Source organism: Rhizobium sp. P1_E1 (assembly GCF_056406015.1).
This window is the reverse complement of the sequence record NZ_JBFUAY010000003.1, coordinates 1-16,505: the sequence shown is the minus strand read 5'-3', so window position 1 is coordinate 16,505 and position 16,505 is coordinate 1. Positions and strand designations below refer to the sequence as shown.

The 16,505-nt window shown below is 62.1% G+C and carries 17 protein-coding genes and 1 pseudogene; 9 read left to right on the top strand and 9 right to left on the bottom strand.

The annotated features are described in order from the left end of the window. Positions 1-21 precede the first annotated feature (21 nt). The 3 genes from AC1D1Z_RS02400 to AC1D1Z_RS02390 all read left to right on the top strand — a co-directional run bounded on the left by AC1D1Z_RS02400 (position 22) and on the right by AC1D1Z_RS02390 (position 2,962). Entirely contained in the window at positions 22-1,050 is a 1,029-nt protein-coding gene (locus tag AC1D1Z_RS02400) for a zinc-binding dehydrogenase (protein ID WP_018242381.1), read from the top strand. Positions 1,051-1,054: 4 nt separating this feature from the next. Continuing rightward, positions 1,055-1,990 carry a lipid A biosynthesis lauroyl acyltransferase gene (locus AC1D1Z_RS02395; protein ID WP_130652568.1) on the top strand — a complete coding sequence of 312 codons (936 nt, stop codon included), beginning with the start codon at positions 1,055-1,057 and terminating at the stop codon, positions 1,988-1,990. Positions 1,991-2,245: 255 nt separating this feature from the next. Then, positions 2,246-2,962, top strand: coding sequence for a PAS domain-containing protein (locus tag AC1D1Z_RS02390; protein WP_018447306.1), 717 nt, complete (start codon positions 2,246-2,248; stop codon positions 2,960-2,962). Positions 2,963-3,017: 55 nt separating this feature from the next. Here AC1D1Z_RS02390 and AC1D1Z_RS02385 read toward each other — a convergent pair whose 3' ends face one another. The 3 genes from AC1D1Z_RS02385 to AC1D1Z_RS02375 form a co-directional block, all read right to left on the bottom strand. Next, positions 3,018-3,380: a VOC family protein gene (locus AC1D1Z_RS02385; RefSeq protein WP_018242378.1), complete on the bottom strand. Its 363-nt coding sequence runs from the start codon at positions 3,378-3,380 to the stop codon at positions 3,018-3,020. Continuing rightward, positions 3,381-3,779: a polyketide cyclase gene (locus tag AC1D1Z_RS02380; protein ID WP_028733086.1), complete on the bottom strand. Its 399-nt coding sequence runs from the start codon at positions 3,777-3,779 to the stop codon at positions 3,381-3,383. A 70-nt stretch (positions 3,780-3,849) separates the two neighbouring features. Next, positions 3,850-4,641, bottom strand: a complete 792-nt coding sequence (locus AC1D1Z_RS02375; RefSeq protein WP_047621431.1) for a helix-turn-helix domain-containing protein — start codon at positions 4,639-4,641, stop codon at positions 3,850-3,852. 209 nt (positions 4,642-4,850) lie between these two features. On the opposite strand from AC1D1Z_RS02375, the gene gndA reads away from it, so the two are divergent. Then, a complete protein-coding gene (gndA, locus tag AC1D1Z_RS02370) occupies positions 4,851-6,302 on the top strand; it encodes an NADP-dependent phosphogluconate dehydrogenase (RefSeq protein WP_018242375.1) in 1,452 nt (483 codons plus the stop codon). Positions 6,303-6,456: 154 nt separating this feature from the next. On the opposite strand, the gene AC1D1Z_RS02365 is transcribed toward gndA, so the two are convergent. Then, positions 6,457-6,834: a VOC family protein gene (locus AC1D1Z_RS02365; RefSeq protein WP_130652567.1), complete on the bottom strand. Its 378-nt coding sequence runs from the start codon at positions 6,832-6,834 to the stop codon at positions 6,457-6,459. Positions 6,835-7,072: 238 nt separating this feature from the next. On the opposite strand from AC1D1Z_RS02365, the gene AC1D1Z_RS02360 reads away from it, so the two are divergent. From AC1D1Z_RS02360 to AC1D1Z_RS02350, 3 genes are all read left to right on the top strand, one after another. After that, on the top strand, positions 7,073-7,567 hold the full coding sequence (locus tag AC1D1Z_RS02360) for a GNAT family N-acetyltransferase (protein WP_018242373.1): 495 nt from the start codon (positions 7,073-7,075) through the stop codon (positions 7,565-7,567). A 56-nt stretch (positions 7,568-7,623) separates the two neighbouring features. Beyond that, entirely contained in the window at positions 7,624-8,133 is a 510-nt protein-coding gene (locus AC1D1Z_RS02355; RefSeq protein ID WP_047621428.1) for a GNAT family N-acetyltransferase, read from the top strand. Positions 8,134-8,234: 101 nt separating this feature from the next. Next, positions 8,235-8,852 carry a class I SAM-dependent methyltransferase gene (locus tag AC1D1Z_RS02350; protein WP_018242371.1) on the top strand — a complete coding sequence of 206 codons (618 nt, stop codon included), beginning with the start codon at positions 8,235-8,237 and terminating at the stop codon, positions 8,850-8,852. A gap of 45 nt (positions 8,853-8,897) precedes the next feature. Here the strand turns inward: AC1D1Z_RS02350 and AC1D1Z_RS02345 are convergent. From AC1D1Z_RS02345 to AC1D1Z_RS02335, 3 genes and pseudogenes are all read right to left on the bottom strand, one after another. Continuing rightward, positions 8,898-9,439, bottom strand: a pseudogene (locus AC1D1Z_RS02345) (AAA family ATPase). A gap of 14 nt (positions 9,440-9,453) precedes the next feature. After that, positions 9,454-10,530 carry a D-alanine--D-alanine ligase family protein gene (locus tag AC1D1Z_RS02340; RefSeq protein ID WP_130652566.1) on the bottom strand — a complete coding sequence of 359 codons (1,077 nt, stop codon included), beginning with the start codon at positions 10,528-10,530 and terminating at the stop codon, positions 9,454-9,456. A gap of 33 nt (positions 10,531-10,563) precedes the next feature. After that, positions 10,564-11,178: a C39 family peptidase gene (locus AC1D1Z_RS02335; protein ID WP_018242369.1), complete on the bottom strand. Its 615-nt coding sequence runs from the start codon at positions 11,176-11,178 to the stop codon at positions 10,564-10,566. A gap of 151 nt (positions 11,179-11,329) precedes the next feature. On the opposite strand from AC1D1Z_RS02335, the gene AC1D1Z_RS02330 reads away from it, so the two are divergent. Then, positions 11,330-12,259, top strand: a complete 930-nt coding sequence (locus AC1D1Z_RS02330; protein ID WP_018242368.1) for a LysR family transcriptional regulator — start codon at positions 11,330-11,332, stop codon at positions 12,257-12,259. 394 nt (positions 12,260-12,653) lie between these two features. Further along, a complete protein-coding gene (gene leuS, locus AC1D1Z_RS02325; RefSeq protein ID WP_130652565.1) occupies positions 12,654-15,170 on the top strand; it encodes a leucine--tRNA ligase in 2,517 nt (838 codons plus the stop codon). 57 nt (positions 15,171-15,227) lie between these two features. Here the strand turns inward: leuS and AC1D1Z_RS02320 are convergent, their stop codons facing one another. Both AC1D1Z_RS02320 and AC1D1Z_RS02315 read right to left on the bottom strand, forming a co-directional pair. After that, positions 15,228-16,271, bottom strand: coding sequence for a LacI family transcriptional regulator (locus tag AC1D1Z_RS02320; RefSeq protein ID WP_018242366.1), 1,044 nt, complete (start codon positions 16,269-16,271; stop codon positions 15,228-15,230). A 34-nt stretch (positions 16,272-16,305) separates the two neighbouring features. Continuing rightward, positions 16,306-16,505: hypothetical protein (locus AC1D1Z_RS02315; protein ID WP_477849373.1), on the bottom strand; the 200-nt coding region annotated here is incomplete at its 5' end.

Genomic DNA, 16,505 nt, shown 5'->3' with positions numbered 1-16,505 from the left:
CTTCAGGCGAGGGATTTTGCCATGCGCGCTTTGCAACTGATCGACGACCGCAAGCTTGAGATCACCGATCTGCCGGAACCGGATGCTCCAGCCGCTGGCGAGGTGACGCTGCGCGTCAAGGCGGTGGCGCTCAACCATATCGACGTCTGGGGCTGGCGCGGCATGGCATTCGCCAAGCGCAAGATGCCGCTGGTCATCGGTGCGGAAGCCTCCGGCGTGGTGGAATCGATCGGCCCGGGCGTCGCCAACGTGCTGCCGGGCCAGCTCGTCTCCATCTACGGCGCGCGCACCTGCGGCCTCTGCCGCCCCTGCCGCGAAGGCCGCGATAATCTCTGCGAACATGTCTCGGGCGTGCACGGCTTCCATCTCGACGGCTTTGCGCAGGAGAAGGTCAACCTGCCGGCGCGCCTGCTGGTGCCGGCTCCTCCCGGCGTCGACGCGATCGGCGCGGCGCTTGCTCCGGTCACTTTCGGCACGGTCGAGCACATGCTGTTCGACAATGCCAAGCTTGAGCCGGGCGAGACGATCCTCGTCCATGCCGGCGGCTCCGGCATCGGCACGGCGGCAATCCAGCTTGCCAAGAAGATCGGCTGCACCGTCATCACCACGGTCGGCTCGGACGACAAGATCGAGAAGGCCAAGGCGCTCGGCGCCGATCACGTCATCAACTACCGCACCGACCGTTTCGAGGGCGTGGTGCGCAAACTCACCAAGAAGAAGGGCGTTGACGTCGTCTTCGAACATGTCGGCAAGGACACCTGGGCAGGCTCGATGCTCTGCATGAAGCGGGGCGGGCGGCTCGTCACCTGCGGCTCGACCTCGGGTGTTTCCACAGAGATGAACCTGATGATGCTGTTCCAGCAGCAGCTGAAGCTCTTCGGCTCGTTCGGCTGCCGCATGGAGAACATGGCGGATGCGATGCAGAAGATGGGCCGCGGGCTCGTCCATCCGGTCATCGATACCGAGGTCAGTTTCGGCGATATCGATCGGGCACTGGAGCGGATGGAATCGCGCCAGATCTTCGGCAAGATCATCCTGAAGATGGATTGACCGCGTGAAGCTGTTCATCACCCGGATCGTTCTGGCGCTCAGGAATTTCCAGCAATGGCTGGTGGCGCAGATGATGTTCGGCTTTCTGAATTTCCTGAAGCTGTTTCCGGCCGATGGCGCGATCCGCTTCGCCGACAGGATGATGCGCCGCCTCGGCCGGCTGACCAGCCGCCACAGACTGATGCTGACCAATCTGCGCAACGCCTTTCCTGAGAAGAGCGAGGCCGAGATCGAGGAGATCGCGCTCGCCAGTTGGGGCAATATGGGCCGGCTTGCTGCGGAATACGTCTTCCTCGACCAGCTGTTCGACTATGATCCCGAAAAGTCGGAGCCGGGCAGGGTGGAGGTGTCGGGCATCCCTATCTTCCTCGACCTGCGCGACAATCCGCGCCCCTTCATCGTCTTTACCGGCCATACCGCCAATTTTGAGCTGCTGCCGGTGGCGGGTGCCGCCTTCGGGCTCACGGTAACCGTGCTCTTTCGGCCGCCGAATAATCCTTATGTCGCCAAGAAAGTGTTCGACTTCCGGAGCGCGCGCATGGGCAAGCTGGTGCCCTCGCATGCCGGCTCCTCCTTCGCGCTCGCCCGTCAGCTGGAAGCAGGTCAGGGCGTCGGCGTGCTGGTCGATCAGAAATTCCGCAAGGGGCTGAAGGGCACCTTCTTTCGCCGCGACGTGAAGACCAATCCGCTGCTGCCAAAGCTGGTGCGCCAGTTCAACTGCGAAGTCTATCCGGCGCGTTGCATCCGTCTGCCGGGAAATCGCTACCGGCTGGAAATCGAGCCACGGCTGGACATGCCGCGCGACGCCAATGGCAATCTCGACCTGCCGGCGGCCGCCCAGCTGCTCAACGACAAGGTGGAAAGCTGGGTGCGGGAATATCCGGAACAGTGGCTCTGGTATCACGACCGCTGGCAAATCAAGCAGACGCTCGCGCCTTAGAGCAGGATGATTAAATAATTAGAGCACGATGTCGCGTGAAAACCGCTCACACTTTCGGCATCATGCTCCAAAAACGTCCACCCTCATTTATCAGCGGTGAAAAGCGGCAGGTGCTCTCGGATTGAAACTGAGGGCACTTCATGTTACCCGTCACCACCAAGACGCGAATAATGTCTACCGGAAGGCGCATTTTTGGGAAATGCAGCCATATGAGGTTTCGGACTCGTCTCTTGGGAAAATGGGAGTGGAGGCGTCTTGCTGGAGCTTTTTCGAGCTTTTTCCTTGCGTTGCGTGCAAATCGAGGAAGCCATACGCCTGGGCGACGACCAGCGCGTCACGGCGCTCGACCGCCATGTCGAGCCGCTGGTCGAGGCAATCCTCGCCTACCGGGCAGTCAATCTGCTCGAAGTTTACATGCAACTGCAGTTTGTGAGCCATCTGATCAGCCAGGATGCCGACGACAGCGCCAGCGTCACGGAGCACACGTCGGTGCTTTCCTACCTGCTCGACCGCTATTTCGGGGCGCATGGGCCGGACTGGCGCGTGCCTTCGCCGCAGGATGTGCGCATCGAGCCGCCGCCGGCTTATGTGCCTGATACCGACAATGGCCAGTTCCTCAACGCGGTAATCCTTGAAAGCCTGCCGGATCGCGTGGCGGTGCTGACAAGGGACTATCGCTACCTCTATTCCAATCCAGCCAACAGCGCCCATCTCAACAGGAAGCCGATGGAGCTCATCGGCCGCCACCTTTCCGAATTCATCGGCGAGGAGCGGTTTGCCGAATGCGCCAAGCATAAGCTCGATGCCTGTTTTGCCGGCGAACAGATCGACTATTCCTATGAGCGCTCGGCCGGCAGCGGCAAATCGCGGCAGGTGCGCTGTCGCATGTCGCCGCTGCGCGATGCGGGCGGTACGGTGATTGGCGCCCTGCTCGTCATGGAAGATCTCGATCGGCTGTCGCAGGCTGCCTGATCCCGGTCGGCAGCCTTAGGCAGCCTGACCAACTCGGCTGCCTTGGGTAGTCTGGCTAAGCCGCCGCCCAGACGGCGAGCTCGTAACCATCGCGGTCGAGGAAGTGGAAGCGACGGCCGCCGGGAAAATCGGTGATCGGCCGGCAGATCGTGCCGCCGGCTCTTTCGACTGAGGTCAGCACTTCTTCCAGATCGCTGGCATAGACGACGACCAGCGGGCCGCCGCCCGGCCGCACGGGTCCGAAATCGGTAAAGCCGCCCTTCAGCCGGCCATCGTCGAATTCGCAATAATTGGGGCCGTAATCGGTGAAGCGCCAGCCGAAGGCCGAGCCGTAAAAGGCTTTGGCGGCGGCAATGTCGGCGACGTTGAATTCGACATAGTCGATGCGGCGGTCGTGGTTTTCTGTCTTCTCGGCCATCTATCTCTCCATCAGGGCTTTCAGCATGGCGAGATCCTTCTCGACATGGGCGGCATCGGCGGAAAACTGCGTGTCGGTCATGCCGGGCAGACGCAGCAGCGTGAACATGACCTCGCAGCCATCGCCGTTCGGCACGATGCGCAGAGCATTATAAACCCTGAGGCCGGATTCGATCGTCACCGTATGGTCGATCACGCCGAATTCATTGGCAGGAACGAAGCTCACCTTGACGCTGCCGAGAGCGCCGTGGGCGATCCAGTCGGCGCCGTGAGGCTCTAAGCCGGTCGCAAGGCCGGAGGCCCAGAGCGGCATGTTCTCCGGCTTGCCGGCGAAGTCATAGACGTCGCGCCAGTCGCGCTCTATCGACAGGTGGATGATTTTCGCGGGCATTGTCGACATGGCTTGCAGGTCCCTGGCATTTGGTTTCGTCAGAATAACAGACCGGCCAGCAGCGTCTTGAACAAAACGGTCAATCGGCTCTTTGCCGTATGCTGAGCTGGTCGAGAATGACGGCAGGTGTCAGCGTCGAGAGCTCGCCGACCTCGCGTGTCATGTGGGGCTGGTCGGCAAAGCCCGCTTCGAGAGCAAGGCGGGCAAGCGGCATCGCGCCCGACCTGTGGCAGAGGTCGAGGAAACGCTGGAACCGGCGAATCCGTTCCAGCGTCTTTGCGCCGTAGCCGAAATGGTGGTGGCAGCGGCGGCGCAGCTGCCTCTCACTCATGCCGAGGTGCTCGAGCAGGCTGGACGCCGGGCGAGCGTTGTCGGCGGCGGCGAAGATCATGGCGGCATCGCGGGCGGGCTCCTCCTCATCGCGCGCGGTCTCTTCGAGCAGGCGGCTAAACAGCGCCCTGGCGGCCGAGGGGTCGGGACAATCCGCAAGYCGCGCTTCGAATTCGGCGGTGTCCTTCCGGCCGATGTCAGCGAGGGGCACCGAGCAGCCGACCAGAGCCGAAAGCGGCGTCTTCAGCCAGGGTGCTGCGGCGCCGGGCGCAAAACGTGCGCCGATGACTGTCGCGCCCGGCCGGATGACGGGAAAGGACGCTGTCCTGTCGGGACCGGCGACAACCAGCCGGCCGTCGATCCAGAGGAGATCGCAATAGCCGTCAGGCACGATCGCCACCATTGCCGGCGGTCCGTCATGAAGCGCATGCGACCAGAGGCGGCTGAAATGGCGTCGCAGCGCCGGCGGCGGCATAGACTCGCGGTAGCAGCCGGCGCGGGCCGCCAGGAGAGCCGTATCTTTTCGTCTTCCCGATGCCAATGCGATATCTCCCGAGGCACTGATGATAACAGATAGGGCATTGCGGGCGGGGCGCACGAAAAAAACTAGGGTTTCCGGAGTAGGCGCCAGCCGGCGGGTTGTCGGACAAGCGGCGATATTGCAAGCTTCATTTCATTGGCTTTTGCGAACCGATTAGACCCTTGCGAGACTTGCCGTTTGACCGAGACAGTGCCACAACACCGGTCCAAATGACACATCGGAGGTTTGTCGTGGAAAAGGCAGAAATCGGACTGATCGGTCTTGCGGTCATGGGCTCCAACCTGGCGCTCAACATCGCGGAGAAAGGCAATAAAATCGCGGTGTTCAACCGCACGCCGGAGAAAACCGACGAATTCTACGAAAGCGCCGGCGATCTGAAGAAGCAGATTATTCCCTGCAAGACGATCGAAGAGTTCGTCGATGCGATCCGGCCGCCGCGTCCGATCATCATCATGATCAAGGCGGGCGAGCCTGTCGACCAGCAGATGGAGCTGCTGCGCCCGCATCTCTCCAAGGGCGACATCATGATCGATGCCGGCAACGCCAATTTCCGCGACACCGTCGCCCGCTTCGACCGGCTGAAGAATACCGATCTGACCTTCATCGGCATGGGTGTTTCCGGCGGCGAAGAAGGTGCGCGCCACGGCCCGTCGATCATGGTCGGCGGCACAGAAGAGTCCTGGAAGCGCGTCGAGAAGGTGCTGACATCGATTGCCGCCCGCTACAATGACGAGCCCTGCGTCGCCTGGCTCGGCAATGACGGCGCCGGCCATTTCGTCAAGACCATCCATAACGGCATCGAATATGCCGACATGCAGATGATCGCCGAAATCTACGGCATCCTGCGCGACGGCCTCGGCAAGAGCGCCTCAGAAATCTCCGGCATCTTCGGCGAATGGAACAAGGGCCGGCTGAACTCCTACCTGATTGAAATCTCCGAGAAGGTGCTTGCGGCCACTGATCCGGTCTCCGGCGGGCCGATGGTCGACATGATCCTCGACAAGGCAGGCCAGAAGGGCACCGGCAAGTGGTCGGCGATCGAGGCGCAGAATATGGGCATTCCGGCAACGGCGATCGAAGCCGCCGTCGCCGCCCGCAGCCTCTCTTCGATGAAGTCGCAGCGCGAAGCCGCTGAAAAGATCTTCGGCACGCAGGCTGTGTCCTTCCCGATCGCTTACGGCCCCGAACTCAACAAGGATCTGGAACTGGCGCTGTTTGCCGCCAAGATCGGCGCCTATGCGCAGGGCTTTGCGGTGATGGCGGAAGCATCGCGCGAGTTCAACTGGTCGCTGCCGATGCCGACGATTGCCAGGATTTGGCGCGCCGGCTGCATCATCCGCTCGCAGTTCCTCGACGAGATCACCTCGGCCTTCACCAAGGCGCCGGATGCTGCCAACCTGATCGTCACGCCTGCCTTCTCCGACATGGTCAAGGAATCGATCCCGGCGCTACGCCGCGTCGTCGGTGCCGCGATTGCCGCCGGCTTGCCGATTCCGGCGCTGACCTCGGCGCTGACCTATTTCGACGCCTATCGCCAGGGCAGGGGAACGGCAAACCTCATCCAGGCGCAGCGCGACTTCTTCGGCGCCCACGGTTTCGACCGCCTGGACGGCAAGGATTTTCACCACGGCCCCTGGGGCAGCGGTGCGTCGACCTTCTGAGGTCGCTGAGAAGAGATCGAGGAAAAGCCCGGCCGTCGCGCCGGGCTTTTTCGTCATTGTGCCCTCAAATTCTCCATCTACGATCCGCTGGGGTGGCGCTCCCTGCGCAGGCCCGATCGGATAGTCTGCAAGGCATCCAATTGCGGCGATCGGGCTAGATCGGTTGACCGACGTCGATGCGGTTCCCGTCGGGATCTTCAAACACGAATGCCCGCAATCCGTAGTTCTTGTGCTGAAGGCTTTTGATGATTCTTAACCCGTATTGCCGGCAAACCGTGTGCAGGGCATCGACATCGTCCACCATCAGGTGCGCAACATTGAAGTCCGCAGCCTTGTGGCTCGGCTGCAAGGTGAGATGCAGCTCCCCGCGATCACGCTTCAGGATCATGAAGCCGACAGGATTTCCGTTCTCGAATATTTTCTGGGAGCCGAGGACATTGGCATAAAAATCGTAGGCTTTGGTCATGTCCTTGACTGGCAGCATGGCGGCAATTCGTCCGAAACGAACACCGTGATCGGCGATATTATTCATCGCAGAACCTCTGGTTGCGAAGACGCTCACACCCTTCGGACGGTGCCGGCAGAGATTTCACGCTTCGATGTTTCGATCAGCAGGACGGTGCCCACGCCTYTCCGTCTATAGCCTCGGAAAATCCTCTGCGGAAGAGGGGCAACCGATTCGCGCGAGATTCGCGTGGGTCTACGACACTTCGTTTCAATAGGATAAGACGTTATTTATACGCTACAACGCGCCCGAGGAATTGACCGTGATGCTTATCCGAGACGAAACGCCGGAGGATTTCGACGCGATCCATGATCTGACCTCGACCGCCTTCAAGCCGATGTCTTACAGCGACGGGACGGAAGCGGAGATTGTTCGAAGACTTCGTGAAAACGGTGATCTGACAATATCGCTGGTCGCAGAGCAGCACGGCGAGATCCTGGGGCATGTCGCGTTTTCCCCGGTCACGATCGACGGCGCGCATGATGGCTGGTTCGGGCTGGGGCCGATATCGGTCAAGCCGGAGAGACAACGGCAAGGCATCGGTAAGGCGATGATTGCAAGAGGTCTCGAACTGCTGAACGAGATGGGTGCCAGCGGATGCGCGTTGATCGGCAATCCCGACATCTATAGCCGTGTCGGTTTCAGCAGCGACGGGCAACTGAAGTATCTCGACCTCGATACGCGGCTCGTGCAGCGGATTGTTTTTCGCGGATCCCGGCCAAGCGGGACGTTGCAATTCGCCCCGGCATTTGAAAGCTAGGATATTCCGTTCAACGGCCGAAACTTCAAAACCAAGCTGACAGAGAAGGCGGCGAGATGTCCGAAACGGGCGCGATGACCATCCGAACCGAGCGTCTCAGGCTCCGCATGCCAGATATCGACGATTTCGCCGCCTATGCGCAGTTGATGGCGTCGCCGCGATCGCTCGGAATGGGCGGCCCGTTCGATCTGCGCGCGGCGTGGGGGATGTTCTGTCACGACGTCGTTCTCTGGCAGCTTTTCGGCCACGGAGCGCTGACGATGGAGCTCAGCGAAACTGGCGAATGCGTCGGTCAGGTAGGGATCAATCACGGGCCGCTCTTTCCAGAGAAGGAGCTCGGCTGGTTCGTCTATGCGGAATATGAGCGCAAGGGCTATGCTACCGAAGCGGCCTTGGCGCTGCGCGACTGGGCCTTTGCGACACTCAAGCTGCCATCGCTTGTCAGCTATATCGCTCCCGGCAATGCCGCATCCGTTGCGGTTGCGGAACGGCTGGGAGCGCGTCTCGATCCCGCAGCACCCCGAACCGATCCCGCCGATCTCGTTTACCGGCACCTCCCTTCCTGAAATGCGGAAGTGGTCTTGGGAACTGCATTGGTTGCGGACGTCTCAGTCCCTACATGTTGATCTGTTAGGATGTCGGGCTCCGCAAGAGATGGGGATATCGGATGACAGGCGCGAAGCGGGAACACTGGGACGAGGTCTACCGCACGAAAGCTGCCGACAGCGTCAGTTGGTATCAGCCGACGCCCGGGCCTTCCTTGCGAGCGCTTGACGAGCTGCAACTGCCGGTCACGGCCTCGCTGATCGATGTGGGCGGCGGCGCATCGAACCTTGTCGACCGTCTTATTGAGCGCGGGTGGTCCGACCTCACCGTCGTCGACATCGCCGCGCCGGCGCTCGAGGTCGCCAAGGCGCGGCTACGGGATGAAGCCGGCCGGATCGCCTGGGTGGTTGCTGACGTCACTTCATGGCAACCCGACCGGCATTACGATGTGTGGCACGACCGCGCCGTCTTTCACTTCCTCACCGAGCCCGAGCAGCGGCTGGCCTATCGGCATGCGCTCGAAACCGGCACGGCGCCGGACAGCGCCGTGATCATCGCCACCTTCGCGCCGGACGGGCCGGAACGGTGCAGCGGCCTGCCGGTCCAGCGCTACGACGCGGTAGCGCTTGCGAGTGAATTCTCGTCCACCTTCGCGCTTCAGCGCGACTGGCGCGAGGAGCACACGACACCCGCTGGTGGCCGGCAGTCGTTCCAGTGGTGCGTCTTTCGCAGGCGCTGAGCCCTCGGAGAGGGCGGCCGAGAGGCACGACCCTGATGATCGCGTCTACTGCTGCCTCGTTTCCCGAGAGAGGCAGTCGAGGATGAAATCCGCCCGGTCTGCGACCGCGATTTTCGGCAGTATGATGATGTCGTAGCCGAGCGTCGGATAGATCGCGGCCAACCATATTCGTCGACAGCCTCGTCGAAGCCATGGCGCCGCTCGGGATCGGTCGTGTAGATTTCGGGCCATGGCGGGGTCAGAAAAACCGTCTGGTGACAGCGGTGGGCTACGCTCAATTTTTCCAGGATAGGTTCTCCGGTGAGGTGCTGAAGCGCTGCCGCCGCATCGACCAGCCCGCGATCGAAAAACATCCAGCCGGTCTGCTCACACGCCGCTGCATGGTCGGCGATCGCCATCTCGATCGCGCGGCGCGCAAAGGCCACCATGTCGACCCAGGACAGGGCTGCGCCGTCGCCTTCAAGTTCTTGCTTGACGATGCGCCGGCCGGGCTCTTCGACGACGGCATGACCGCGGGCAACAAGCTCCTGAAGCAGCGTCGATTTCCCGCCGCCGGAACATCCCGACATCAAGACCGACCTGTTCATGTTCGAGCTCCCGCCTAGGCGACGCGTCCGGCGCGCGCCAGGCCGTGGTCGACGAGCCTGTCGATGATTTCGGCGTATCCGACGCCGCTTGCCGCCAAAGCTTTGGAATACATGCTGATATTGGTGAAGCCGGGGATGGTGTTGATTTCATTGACCAGGAACTGCATGTCATCAGTCAGGAAGAAGTCGATGCGGGCCATGCCGTCGCAACCGACGGCCCGGAAGGCTCTTGCGGCCGCGTCGTGCATGGCAGCCTCGACTTCCTCAGGCAGTTCGGCCGGCACTTTCAGCGCCGCACCTTTCTCGTCGATATATTTGGCATCGTAACTATAGAAGCCGTGGCTTTCCGCCGGCACGATCTCGCCCGGCCGGGAGACGAAGAGTTCTCCTGCCGCATCCTCCAGCACGCTGAATTCGATCTCGCGGCCGCGCACGAATTCTTCGGCGAGCAGCGTGCGATCGTGGCGGAACGCCTCAGTAAGGGCGGGCGCGAATTCCTGGCTGGCATGGACCTTGGCGACACCGACCGACGATCCCTGCCGCGCCGGCTTGATGAAGAGCGGCAGGCCGAGTTCACCTTCGAGGGCTGCCAGCGAAGGGGCAGCACCCTGATGGATCGTCACCGCACGCGCTACCGGCAGGCCCGCCGCCCTCAGCAGGCGCTTGGCGATGTCCTTATCGAGTGCTGCGGCGGAGCCGAGAATGCCGCAGCCGGCGAGCGGAACGCGGGCCACCTCCGCTACCCCCTGCACCGAGCCGTCTTCGCCGTGGGGTCCGTGCAACACGGGAAACAGGATGTCGATCCTTGCCAGTTCATGCGGCGCGCCGTGGGCCGGGATCGCCAGCATCCGGCCCCGTCCGCCCGGCACGAGGCAGATTCCCGTGCCTGATGAAGGTGTCGCCAATATGCCGTCTTCGAAACTGCTCAGCAGCCATTGTCCCGCGCGGGTGATGAAGATGGGGACGGCATCGTATTTTTCGGGCTTGAGCGCGCCCATGACATTGGTTGCCGAGAGCACGGAAACCTCATGCTCGGCCGAGCGTCCGCCGAAGAGCACGGCAATGCGCAGCCTGTGTGGGGAAGGGGTCATGAAAGCCTCCGAAACGATCTGGTGTTGAAAAGGTCAGGCGTCGACCGATATGCCGCGATTGGCGAAGAAGCGGTCGAAGACGGCAAGCGGCAGCGTCACATCGGCCTGGCTCGCCGCGTCGTGGCCGGACGGGTTGTGGAATCGGATTGCCCCCTGCGAGGCCGCCGTCACCAGCACCAGATGCCCGCCCTTCGACGGCGGCTCGCGCTCCGGCCAGCGGATGCCCGAGTTCACCGAGGCGATGAAGAACCGGCGCTTCGACAGAAGCTCGGGAATGGCTGATGTCTCGACGCCGGTCATCGTCTCCGCGCTAAGTGCGAAACGGTCGGTGGCGAAGCGGACGAAGGGCGCGTAGATCAGCCCTTTGATCGAGGCATCGATTTCGTTGACGACATAACCGCCATAGGCGGTGCAGGCGCGGGCAAGCTCGAGTGTCGGATGGATCTCGCCGCGTGCGGCAAGAATCATCTTCAGGCAGGCCATGCCGCAGACATTGACTGCCCAGCGCGCATATTCCTCGATCGTTGCGGCCCCCGATTGATGCCAGAGCGGGTCGCCGAGCAGGGCCTGTTGTCCCTCGGCAAGCACCGGCAACGTCATGCCGGGTGTTTCCCATTGGCTGAAATAGGGCACGCCGCTTTGCTGCATCCTGTCGATATCCCCCTGGTTCGTCTCATGAGATGGCCGGCAATCTTGGCTTTTTTCGAACCGATGCCCGCTTGCGAATCCAAGGCTAAGGTGCAGCTTTCTTCAGGTCCACTTAATTAAAGTAAGTATATAGGTTAGAAATTATGGCCAAATGATCGGCCGGGGAAACAGGCCGGATTTCTTCCGATTGCGCACACTTCGCGAGCTTTCGCGCCGCGAGACGATGGCGGCGGTCGCCGACGCACTGGGTATTTCCTCATCGGCCGTTTCTCAGCAGATCGCCCAACTGGAGGACGAAGTGGGAATCCCGCTCGTCGAGCGGCGCGGGCGAGGGGTGATGCTGACACCGGCCGGCCAGAGGCTCGTCCTGCATGCCGACCGGATATTCGCCGTCGTCGAGGAAGCCAAAACCGATATTGCCGAGCTGCAGAACATCGTCGCCGGCGACTTGAGGATCGCCGCCCAACCCTCCGCGGCGTCCTCCTTCATCCCGGCCGCGATGCGCGAGCTCGCGATCCACCATCCGCATCTCAACATCGTCATGACGACGATGGGACCTGCCGAAGGCGTGGCCGCGCTCCGGGCCTGGCAGGCCGACATCGTCGTTGCCGACGACATATCCTTCGATCCGCATACGCTGGAGGGCACGGCCGACACGTTGTTCCTCTGCCGCGACCAGCTCTTCGTGCTGCTGCCCGCTGGCCACAGGTTGGAGAGCGAGCCCGTCATCGAACTTGCCCAGCTGAGGGATGAACATTGGGCGCTCGACGTCGCCTCCAGCGCCTATTCCATGACCATCCGCAAGGCTTGCCGCGACATTGGTTTCGAGCCCGTCATCAATGGCTTCAGCGACAGTTTCGAAGTCGTGTTCGCGCTTGTCGAAGCCGGATGCTCGATTTCGGTGATGCCCGGACTGGCGCTTCGAGATTTTCGCGAAGGCCTGACCGTCAAGCCGCTGGCGCCAGCCGCCTACCGCGGCATCCATGCGATTAGCCGGCGCGGCGAGGTGCGCAACCCGAAGGTCGCGGCGGTGCTCGATCAACTGGTAAAGAGCGCGCCGCGGGATTTGAACAGATCCTGATTTTCGCGCGAATGCACTCTTGGCAGAAGCGATCATATCGGGCACTCTTGGTTGATGGTTATGGCAACTCAAGCAGCAGACGTTCGCGCACGCGACGCACGACTTACCACCACGGCCTCCTGATCGGAGCCGGGTTAACACGTCGTTTGCTTTCTCCTTATTTGCCTTGAGTCACCGTCCATGGACACCAGATCGTTTCCAAAGCCACATCGCGCTTTTTTCGTCCGGAGCGTCGCGCGGACGTTCTGCGTCGCAACTCCGCACGCGTTTCGACTTAGCCGCGGCTGCCGGACGTCACCGGAGCACCGGCAGCCGTAGCTGCTCCTGAACCAAAGAACGCCTCCACYTTTCAGGACACGCCGCCGCCAGAGCCGGTCGGCGCCAGGAGTGATGCATGCCTTATGATCCCAGGACGATCGAACCGAAGTGGCAGGCCTATTGGGCCGATCACCATATTTTTCGCGCGGAAATCGATCCCGCCAGGCCGAAATTCTACGCGCTCGACATGTTTCCGTATCCTTCGGGCGCGGGCCTGCATGTTGGCCATCCCCTTGGCTACACTGCCACTGATATAATGTGCCGCTACAAACGCATGCGCGGCTTCAACGTCCTGCATCCGATGGGATGGGACAGTTTCGGCCTGCCGGCGGAGCGCCACGCCATGCGGACCGGTGTGCATCCCGATGTCACGACGAAGCGCAATATCGAGACGTTTCGCGGACAGGTGCAAAGGTTGGGTTTCTCCTATGACTGGAGCCGCGAGTTCGCCACCACCGATCCTGCCTACTTGCGCTGGACACAGTGGATATTCCTGAAGCTGTTCGAGAAGGGCCTCGCCTATCAAGCCGAGGTCGCAGTCAACTGGTGCCCGGCACAGAACGCCGTGCTCGCCGACGAGGAGGTCAAGGACGGGTGTTACGTCGAGACCGGCGATCCCGTCATCCGCCGCAGGATGCGCCAGTGGATGCTGCGCATCACGGCTTATGCTGACCGACTGCTGGAGGGACTGGATGGCCTCGATTGGCCCGAAAGCCTGAAAACCATGCAGCGCAACTGGATCGGGCGTTCTGAAGGGGCCGAAATCCGTTTTTCGCTCGAGCATGGCACGGAGGGCATTACCGTCTTCACGACGCGCCCCGAAACCCTATTCGGAGCAAGCTATATCGTGCTCCCACCGGAGCATCCCGCTGTCGCCACCACCGTCACGCCCGAAGCAAGAGAGGCGGTTGCCGCCTATATTGCCGAGGCCGAGGCATTGGAGGAAACGACGCGTACCGATGCTGGACGCGAGAAGACCGGCGTCTTCACCGGCGCCTATGCCGTCAATCCCGCAACCGGCGCCCGGCTACCGATCTGGGTGGCCGATTACGTCCTGGCGGGCTACGGCACCGGCGCCTTGATGGCGGTGCCGGCCCATGACGCGCGGGACTACACCTTTGCCTGCGCGCACGGCCTGCCGATCATTCGCGTGATCGACAGTGCGGACGACATCGAAAAGGCGGCCTTTGAGGGCGAGGGGAGGATGGTTAATTCCGACTTCCTGAATGGTCTGGCCGCGCCGGAGGCCAGGAAAGCCATGATTGCTTGGCTGCAGGCGAGTGGCGCAGGCTGGCCTAAAGTCACCTATCGCCTACGCGATTGGCTGTTTTCCCGCCAGCGCTACTGGGGCGAGCCGATACCGGTGCTGCATCTGGCGGATGGCTCGGTGATGCCGCTGCCCGAGGAATGCCTGCCGCTGCTGCCGCCTGAGCTGGACGACTACGCCCCGACGCCGGACGGCGAACCGCCGCTTGCCCGTGCGCATGCCTGGGTCGAAACGATCGTGCCGGCCACCGAGATTCCGGCACGGCGGGAGACTAACACGATGCCGCAATGGGCGGGCTCCTGCTGGTATTTTCTCAGATTCCTCGATCCCGGCAACGCCCGCGAGCCCGTCGGGCGCGAGGCCGAGCGCTATTGGATGCCGGTTGATCTCTACGTCGGCGGTGCCGAGCATGCGGTCCTGCATCTGCTCTATGCCCGCTTCTGGCACAAGGTTCTCTACGATATCAGGGTCGTTTCGACGGAAGAGCCGTTCCAGCGTCTGTTCAACCAGGGCATGATCCTTGCTCATTCCTACCGCGATGCGGCGGGCCGGTATTACGCGCCGTCTTCCGTCGTCGAAGAGCAGGGCAGATGGTTCGCTGGGCCGGTCGAAGTGCAGCGCGCCGTCGAGAAGATGTCGAAGTCGCGGTTGAACGTCGTCAATCCCGACGATGTCGTCGATCAGTTCGGGGCCGACGCCTTGCGGTTGTACGAAATGTTCATGGGGCCTCTGGATGCGGCAAAACCCTGGCAGACCGCTGGCGTGATCGGTGTGCGCCGGTTTCTAGAGCGCGCCTGGCGTATTGTTTGCGACGAGAGCGACGGACTCTCCTCAGCGGTGCAGGAGGCGGCCCCGAGCCCGCAGCTTCTGTGCTTGCGCCACCAGACGGTGAAGACCGTGACGGCGGATATCGACGCAATGCGGTTCAACACCGCGGTTTCCCGGCTGATGGAACTGGCCAATGCACTGACGGTAGAAGCCGCGCGTCCGCGCGAAGTGGTGGAGACATTCGTGCTGTTGCTGGCACCCTTTGCGCCTCACATCGCGGAGGAGTTATGGAGCAAGCTTGGTCACGGGGTAACACTGACATGGGTTTCCTGGCCGACCTTCGACCCTGCGATGATCGAGCTTGAGACCTGCGAATATGTGGTGCAGATCAACGGCAAGGTTCGCCACCGCTTCGAAGCCGCAGCCGACCTCGGCGAGGCGCTGCTGGCGGCGGCGCGATCGGAACCCGCTGTCATGGCCTTGCTCGACGGCAGAATGGTGGTCAAGGAAGTTCTGGTCCCGGGGCGACTGGTGAATTTCGTCGTCGAAGACCTGTGATGATCCAAAGCTGATCGTCGGATTTGAGCCCGGCGGTCCGTTCCCTCAACCGACCGCCTACCTGCCGCTCTCCGGCCAAGTCGGCTGGCTGACGCTCTGCAGCAGTTCCGGTTCGACGCCGTCGATACGGGCGATGACGGCTTTGGCCATTTCGCGGCCGGCCTGGCGCACGTCTTCCTGGGCGGTGATGATCTCGGGGCGGATCCAGTTCAGGATCGGTACCGATTGCTTGGAAACCATGTCGAGATCGCGGCCGAGCGCTTTGCCGGCGGCCTCGATGCCGGCATTGACGGCGATTGCCGCGCTACCGGCCGAACAGACGATGCCGTCGGGGGCGTTGGCCGAGCGCATCATCACCTCGACGATGTCGCGGATGTCGGCGAGCGGGGCGTCGGTGTTGACGCGCAGCGGCACTTCCTCGGCGCCGTAATCATGCAGGCCGGTCTGGAAGCCGATGCGGATATGGGCGTAGTAGGTGAGCTTGCTCGGCGGCTGCAGCAGGGCAATGCGGCGCCGGCCGCGCTTGACGAGCTTTTCCACCGCCTGATGCGCGAAGGCCTCGTTGTCGAAATCGTGGAACGGGTGCGTGAGACCCGCGTCGGTGCGCCCATGTGTGGCGAAGGGCATGCCGCGCTCGCTCAGCAGCCGCACGCGCGGATCATCCGGCTCGATGCGGGAGATGATGACGCCGTCCGCCGAGCCGGTATCAAGGATATAGCGCACCGGCAGCATCGGGTCCTTGCTGTGGGAATGCGGCGTGATGACGATATGATAGGGCGTGCCGGATAGCACCTCGGAGATGCCGAAGACCATCTGGCTCGAGAAGCCCATGATCTCCTCGTCGATGCTGAGAACGAGGGCAATGACGTTGGTCTTGCCGGTGCGCAGGCGCACACCTGCTCTGTTCGGCTGGTAGCCGAGCTGGCGGGCGACCATGCGCACCCGCTCCTTGGTTTCCGCTCCGATATCCGGCGCATCCTTCAGCGCGCGCGACACCGTCGTCACGCCAAGGCCGGTCATGTAGGCGATCGTCTTCAACGTCGGGCGCTCGCGCGCTGCCGGCGTCGATGCCGTGTTCTCGAAATTTCCCTTGTTTTCCATCCCTTTAGGCCTGCCTCGCGCGAATTGGTGTCGCTTATAGAGGCTTTTTCCAGCGTCGTAAGCCCGCCGCCTGCCAAAATCGCGCCTCCCTGAGGAATGCAATCTGTAACGATACAGTAGAAATGTCGAGTGCTTTTTGTGGTGTGCGTTGYAACATTGTACGCATAGGTTGAATCGGCAATTCGTGCTTTGTTTTTTTGCGATTGCGAAGAGGCTGAATCGCACGGCTCAATT

Excerpts from the sequence above, each read along its gene's own strand:
- AC1D1Z_RS02335 (WP_018242369.1), bottom strand. The coding sequence starts at position 11,178 with ATGCAGCAAAGCGGCGTGCCCTATTTCAGCCAATGGGAAACACCCGGC.
- AC1D1Z_RS02350 (WP_018242371.1), top strand. The coding sequence starts at position 8,235 with ATGACAGGCGCGAAGCGGGAACACTGGGACGAGGTCTACCGCACGAAA.
- AC1D1Z_RS02340 (WP_130652566.1), bottom strand. The coding sequence starts at position 10,530 with ATGACCCCTTCCCCACACAGGCTGCGCATTGCCGTGCTCTTCGGCGGA.
- AC1D1Z_RS02400 (WP_018242381.1), top strand. The coding sequence starts at position 22 with ATGCGCGCTTTGCAACTGATCGACGACCGCAAGCTTGAGATCACCGAT.
- AC1D1Z_RS02365 (WP_130652567.1), bottom strand. The coding sequence starts at position 6,834 with ATGAATAATATCGCCGATCACGGTGTTCGTTTCGGACGAATTGCCGCC.
- AC1D1Z_RS02330 (WP_018242368.1), top strand. The coding sequence starts at position 11,330 with ATGATCGGCCGGGGAAACAGGCCGGATTTCTTCCGATTGCGCACACTT.
- gndA (WP_018242375.1), top strand. The coding sequence starts at position 4,851 with ATGACACATCGGAGGTTTGTCGTGGAAAAGGCAGAAATCGGACTGATC.
- AC1D1Z_RS02320 (WP_018242366.1), bottom strand. The coding sequence starts at position 16,271 with ATGGAAAACAAGGGAAATTTCGAGAACACGGCATCGACGCCGGCAGCG.
- AC1D1Z_RS02385 (WP_018242378.1), bottom strand. The coding sequence starts at position 3,380 with ATGGCCGAGAAGACAGAAAACCACGACCGCCGCATCGACTATGTCGAA.
- AC1D1Z_RS02360 (WP_018242373.1), top strand. The coding sequence starts at position 7,073 with ATGCTTATCCGAGACGAAACGCCGGAGGATTTCGACGCGATCCATGAT.
- AC1D1Z_RS02355 (WP_047621428.1), top strand. The coding sequence starts at position 7,624 with ATGTCCGAAACGGGCGCGATGACCATCCGAACCGAGCGTCTCAGGCTC.
- AC1D1Z_RS02380 (WP_028733086.1), bottom strand. The coding sequence starts at position 3,779 with ATGTCGACAATGCCCGCGAAAATCATCCACCTGTCGATAGAGCGCGAC.
- leuS (WP_130652565.1), top strand. The coding sequence starts at position 12,654 with ATGCCTTATGATCCCAGGACGATCGAACCGAAGTGGCAGGCCTATTGG.